The sequence below is a fragment of the Streptomyces sp. NPDC059582 genome (genome assembly GCF_042735715.1).
Taxonomy (GTDB): Bacteria; Actinomycetota; Actinomycetes; order Streptomycetales; family Streptomycetaceae; genus Streptomyces.
Genome location: NZ_JBHWCC010000070.1, coordinates 33,557 through 39,556, shown reverse-complemented (window position 1 = coordinate 39,556; position 6,000 = coordinate 33,557). Strand labels below are relative to the sequence as shown.

Below are 6,000 nucleotides of genomic sequence, written 5' to 3'. Positions count from 1 at the left end.
AACTTCGCCCGAGCACGGTTCACTTCATGTGCATCCACACCCCTACACATGCCCCCGACTAGGACCGACACACGGACATAACGGAGTCCTACTAGTGCCGCAGCAGGCAACGTTCGCCCCGTCGCGACGCCCGGCACGGACTCCCGCCGCACCGGACGAAAGCCCGAGTACGCCCGGTACGAGGACTTCCGGCCGGCACGCCGGGAGCACGCACCGGACGCCGCTCCTTCACGGGCGAACGTCGCCTGCCACGGCACTAGACTTCTCCGGCGAACCCGCACCGCCCCGCACTCTCGTCTCACCCGCCCCCCGCCCTGCACCCCTCATTCCTCACCCACCACTCCCACTCCACGCACAACGCTCGCTTCACCCCACCCCACCCCGCACCCCAGGACCGACCATCCAGCACCTCGCCTCCCGGCTCCGCCGCCTCGCACCGTCCTGCGGCCCGGTCCGTCTGATCGGGATCGACGGGCACGCCGGCTCCGGAAAGTCCACGTTCGCCGGGCAGTTGGCCGACGCTCTCGGCGGCGCCCCGGTGCTGCACCTCGACGACATCGCCGGCCACGACGAACTGTTCGCGTGGACCGGGCGGCTGGCGGCCCAGGTGATCGAGCCGCTCAGCCGGGGCGAGACGGCGCGCTACACCCCCTACGACTGGCACGCCCGGCGCTTCGGACCGCCGCGCCCGCTGCCGCCGGCCCCCGTGATCCTGGTCGAGGGAGTCGGCGCGGGCCGTCGCGCACTGCGCCCCTGGCTGGCGCACCTGTTGTGGATGGAGTTGCCGCGGGAGGAGTCCTGGGCGCGTGGGCGGTCGCGGGACGGCGAGGAGCAGCGGAACTTCTGGGACGGGTGGGTCAGGGCGGAACGGCGGCACTTCGCCGAGGACCCCTCCCGGCCGTTCGCCGATCTTCTGGTGCGTCAGGGACAGAAGGGGTACGAGGTGCTGGCGGGGCCTGTCGAAACGATTGGACCGGACCAGAAAATCACGCACGGTGACGGACCGCCCGCAGTGTGCTGAACTTGTGAAGACCGTCATGTGCGAACTTCCGAGAGTGTTTCAACTCGGCTTGACCGAGGGCCCGTACAGGACTTACGTTCTCAATGTGCGGCATTCGAAGCCGCCCCAGAGACGCGAAGCCCCCGGTTGTTCCCCCGTGATCGGGGGTTTCGTTCTGTCCTCGGACCGTTTTCCGGACCCTTTCCGGCTGCCGCGAGGCGTGATTCGCTCACACTCGGTCACCATCCCCGGCGCGCTCTCGTCTGCTTCCACCTCGCCAAACGGCCGCTCCCGCACCCTTCGACGGGTACACCCCCGCAGGTACGATGCCCTCGGTGCGACCTGCGGACGGCTGCTTCGCGCACCTGGCAACTCCGGTCCGCGGCGCAGTGGTTCGACCAGGGCACCGACGGGCGACGGCCCGACGGCATACCGACGGGGGCACGGTTTGTGGGGGACGTGACGTGATGGACTTCGGCACGCGGGGCCCGGAGGCACCGGCCGACCTCGCCTGGCTGCGAGGCGTGGACGCCTACACGATGGGGGCCTACCCCCAGGCGGAGGAGGAGTTCCGCACCGCGGTGCGGATCGATCCCGGGATGGCCGACGGCTGGCTCGGCCTGCACGCGCTGCGCATCGACACGACGACCGCGCTGCTGCGGATGTTCCGGCACCGCGAGCGCTTCGGCGAACAGCGGACCCGGCATCGGCGCACGCTCAACTCCTGGTACTGGCTGGGCTGGTGGGTGCAGCCGGTGCTGGAGAGCCCGCGCGACCTGCTGCTCGCGCACGCCTCGCACTGGCTCGACGGCCGTCATGTCCCGGAGCTGGACCGGGCGCTCGCCGGACTTCCGCCCGTCGACGCCGATCCCCAGGTCCGTTTCCTGCACGCCTGCCGCGCCTACCTGGTCAAGGACTGGGAGCAGCTCGTCCGGCACACCGACCCGCTGACCGACGACGCCATGCTCGGCATCGAGGCCGGCCTGTTCGGCGGCATGGCCCGGGTCCGCCTGGAGATGTACGGACAGGCCGAGCCGCTGCTGTCGTCGGCCCTGATGCGCTGCCGCAGCGAGCAGCCGCAGCGCAAGGAGCTGCGGTACTGGCTGGCACGGGCCCATGAGGGCACGGGCCGGTCGGCGGCCGCGCTCCCCCTCTACCGGGCGGTGCACCGTGTCGACCCGGCGTTCATGGACACCTCGGCCCGGCTCGCGGCGATCTCCGAGGGCGACGGCTACGACGACCACACCGACCTCGCGGCGATCACCCTGGCCGGCACCGGGCAGGACACGGTGGACGGCCCGGACGTCCTCGACCCGCTCTTCGGCGCCGAGGGCCGGGACCTGAAGTTCCCCGGGGCCGACCTGCCACCGGCCGGGCCCCTGCCGTCGGCGACCGACCCGGCGGTGCGCGAGAAGTCCGTGATCCCCTCGTCGCCGCTGCCGGCCGGCCCCACCGACCCCGGATTACTCGAGGAGGCGCTCGCCGAGCTCGAGCGCATGGTGGGCCTGGAACCGGTGAAGCGCCAGGTCAAGGCACTGTCGGCGCAGCTGAACATGGCCCGGCTGCGGACCGGGCAGGGACTGCCGGTGCAGCCGCCCAAACGGCACTTCGTCTTCTCCGGCCCCTCCGGCACCGGCAAGACCACGGTGGCCCGCATCCTCGGCCGGGTCTTCTACGCTCTCGGTCTGCTGGGCGGCGACCATCTCGTGGAGGCCCAGCGGGCCGACCTGGTCGGCGAGTACCTCGGCCAGACGGCCGTGAAGGCCAACGAGCTGATCGACTCGGCCCTCGGCGGCGTCCTGTTCGTGGACGAGGCCTACTCCCTGTCGAACTCCGGTTACGGCAAGGGCGACGCGTACGGCGACGAGGCCCTGCAGGTCCTGCTCAAGCGGGCGGAGGACAACCGGGACCACCTGGTGGTCATCCTGGCCGGCTACCCCGAGGGCATGGACCGCCTGCTCGCCGCCAACCCCGGGCTGTCGTCCCGGTTCACGACCCGCGTCGACTTCCCCTCGTACCGCCCCCTGGAACTGACCTCCATCGGCGAGGTGCTGGCCACCGAGAACGGTGACGTGTGGGACGAGGAGGCACTCGACGAGCTGCGTTCCATCGCCGGGCACGTGGTCGACCAGGGGTGGATCGACGAGCTGGGCAACGGGCGGTTCCTGCGGACGCTGTACGAGAAGAGCTGCGCCTACCGGGATCTGCGGTTGTCGATGTACCCGGGAAGCCTGTCGCGGGACGATCTGTCGACACTGCGGCTGCCCGACCTGATGCAGGCGTACGGCGAGGTGCTGTCGGGGCGGGGGCCGCAGGATCCGTCGGCGATGTGACGGACCCCGCGGCCCCGGCTCCGGGTCAGCTCGCCATGGCCCCCTCCGGCGACGCGGGTCCCGCCTGCTCGAGGGCGGCCGGGAGCGGCACCGGGCTCACCCGGGGCTCGGTCACCCAGACCTCCGGGAGCTCCCGGTGCGCCGGGTCCCGTACCTCGCCGACCAGCAGCTCCAGTACGTCCTCGAGCGCGACCAGGCCGAGCACCTTCCCGGCGCCGTCGGCGACCTGTGCCAGGTGCGTCGCCGCCCGGCGCATGACCGTCAGCGCGTCGTCCAGCGGCAGTTCGCACCGCAGGGTCGTCATCGGCCGCCAGATCTGCTGCGGCACGGCCCGCTGGGACTCCTCCAGGTCGAGGACGTCCTTGACGTGCAGGTAACCCATGAAGGCACCGGTCTCCGCCGCGATCGGGAAGCGGGAGTAGCCGGTGCGGCCGGTGAGCTCCACGATCTGCCCCGGGGTGACCGACGGGCTGACCGTCACCAGGGAATCACGCGGCAGCAGCACATCCATGACCGGGCGGGAGCCCAGTTCGAGGGCGTCCTCCAGTCGCTCCTGCTCCTCCGGGGCGAGCAGCCCGGCCTGGCCGGAGTCCTCCACCAGCCGGTTCAACTGCTCGCTGGTGAAGACGGCCTCGACCTCGTCCTTGAGATCGACGCGGAAGAGCCTGAGGATGCCCTGGGCGCAGGCGCCGAGGGCCACCGTGATCGGCCTGCACACCCGGGCGAAGGCGACCAGGCCGGGGCCGAGCCACAGCGCGGCCTTCTCCGGGTCCGCCATGGCCAGGTTCTTCGGGACCATCTCGCCGATCACGAGGTGGAAGAAGACCACGGCGGCGAGCGCGATGACGTACCCCAGGGGGTGGATCACTCCCTGCGGCAGATGGACCGCTTCGAACAGCGGTTCCAGCAGGTGGGCGACCGTAGGCTCGGCGACCGCGCCCAGCGTCAGCGAGCAGACGGTGATGCCGAACTGGGTGGCGGCCATCATCTGCGGCAGCCGCTCCAGGCCGTAGAGCACCTGGCGGGCCCGGGCGGTGCCCAGCGGCTCGATCTGGCTGCGGCGCACGGACACGAGCGCGAACTCGGCGCCGACGAAGAATCCGTTGGCGAGCACGAGCAGCGCGGCGAAGACGAGTTGCAGCATGGTCATCGGACGGCCTCCCGCACGACCGCGGTACGGACCAGCCGGACCCGCTCGGCGCGGTAGTGGCCGACCCGGCGCACGGACAGCCGCCAGCCCGGCAGCTCCGTCCTGTCGCCCGGGGCCGGGATACGGCCCAGGAGGTCGGCGACGAGCCCGGCGACGGTCTCGTACGGGCCGTCGGGCACGTCGAGGCCTATGCGCCGCAGGACGTCGACCCGGCAGCTGCCGTCGACGTCCCAGGCGGGCTTGCCGTCCTCGGGCGGGGCGGCGGCCAGTTCGGGCACGTCCTGACGGTCGTGCTCGTCGCGGACCTCGCCGACGAGTTCCTCGACGATGTCCTCCAGGGTGACCACGCCTGCCGTGCCGCCGTACTCGTCGACGACGACCGCGATGGGCTGCTCGCTGCGCAGCCGCGCGAGCAGCGGCTGCACCGGCAGCGTCTCGGGGACGAGCAACGCCGGCCGGTCGATACGGCCGACCGGGGTACGCAGCCGGTCGTGCGCCGGGATCGCCAGCGCGTCCTTGAGGTGGACCATGCCGACGATCTCGTCGATCTTCTCCCGGTAGACCGGGAAACGGGACAGGCCGGTGGCCCGCGTGAGGTTGACCACATCCTCGGCGGTCGCCGACGACTGGAGCGCGCTCACCCTGACGCGTGGCGTCATGACGTGCTGCGCGGTGAGCTCGGCCAGCGACAGGGTCCGCACGAACAGGTCGGCCGTGTCCTGCTCCAGGGCGCCGGCCCGGGCCGAGTGCCGGGCGAGCGAGACGAGCTCGCCGGGGGTGCGGGCGGAGGCCAGCTCCTCGGCGGGCTCGATGCCCAGGGCCCGGACGAGCCGGTTGGCGACGGTGTTGAGAGCGGAGATCACCGGCCTGAACAGGCGTGCGAAGAGATGCTGCGGGCCCGCGACGAAGCGGGCGACCTGCAGGGGCTTGGAGATCGCCCAGTTCTTCGGCACGAGTTCGCCGATCACCATCTGCACGGCCGCCGCCAGCAGCATGCCGGCGACCACGGCGACACCGGAGGCCGCGCCCTCGGGCACGCCCACCGCGGTGAACGGGCCGTGCAGCAGCCGGGCGAGCGCTGGTTCGGCGAGCATGCCGACGACGAGCGAGGTGATGGTGATGCCGAGCTGGGTGCCGGAGAGCTGGAAGGACAGCTCCTTGAGCGACTCGACGACCGTGCGGGCCCGTCGGTCGCCCTCGGCGGCCGCCTTCTCGGCCTCCGGGCGCTCGACCGTCACCAGGCCGAACTCCGCCGCCACGAAGAATCCGTTGGCGAGAATGAGCAGGAACGCCGCTCCGAGGAGCAGCAGGGGGATGGTCATGATGCCGCCGCCTCCGCAGTGCCGCGGACGTGGTCCGGGCTATGTCGGGAGGGGGCGGCGCAGGTACTACAGGACGATCCGTCCATCGCCGGAGAGGGTCACTCCTCGGGTTGCAGGAACCCCTGTGCGCCGGGGCGGCACCACAGGGGCGGGGGCGCAGCGAAAAACGCCTCCGCCACCAGATTAATCAAGACA

Annotated in this window: 4 protein-coding genes; 2 read left to right on the top strand and 2 right to left on the bottom strand. The window is 71.6% G+C overall.

Translation table 11 applies throughout. From position 1 onward, the window contains the following. Nucleotides 1-400: 400 nt before the first annotated feature. The gene (locus tag ACFV0T_RS37740) at nucleotides 401-1,021 is read left to right on the top strand and encodes a uridine kinase (protein WP_385789381.1); all 621 of its coding nucleotides are present in this window, start codon (nucleotides 401-403) and stop codon (nucleotides 1,019-1,021) included. 446 nt (nucleotides 1,022-1,467) lie between these two features. Next, nucleotides 1,468-3,333 carry an AAA family ATPase gene (locus ACFV0T_RS37735; RefSeq protein ID WP_385789377.1) on the top strand — a complete coding sequence of 622 codons (1,866 nt, stop codon included), beginning with the start codon at nucleotides 1,468-1,470 and terminating at the stop codon, nucleotides 3,331-3,333. Nucleotides 3,334-3,358: 25 nt separating this feature from the next. On the opposite strand, the gene ACFV0T_RS37730 is transcribed toward ACFV0T_RS37735, so the two are convergent. Further along, the gene (locus ACFV0T_RS37730) at nucleotides 3,359-4,483 is read right to left on the bottom strand and encodes a hemolysin family protein (RefSeq protein WP_385789375.1); all 1,125 of its coding nucleotides are present in this window, start codon (nucleotides 4,481-4,483) and stop codon (nucleotides 3,359-3,361) included. Next, a complete protein-coding gene (locus tag ACFV0T_RS37725; RefSeq protein ID WP_385789373.1) occupies nucleotides 4,480-5,805 on the bottom strand; it encodes a hemolysin family protein in 1,326 nt (441 codons plus the stop codon). Before ACFV0T_RS37725 ends, ACFV0T_RS37730 begins: the two co-directional genes overlap by 4 nt. Between the last annotated feature and the right edge of the window lie 195 nt (nucleotides 5,806-6,000).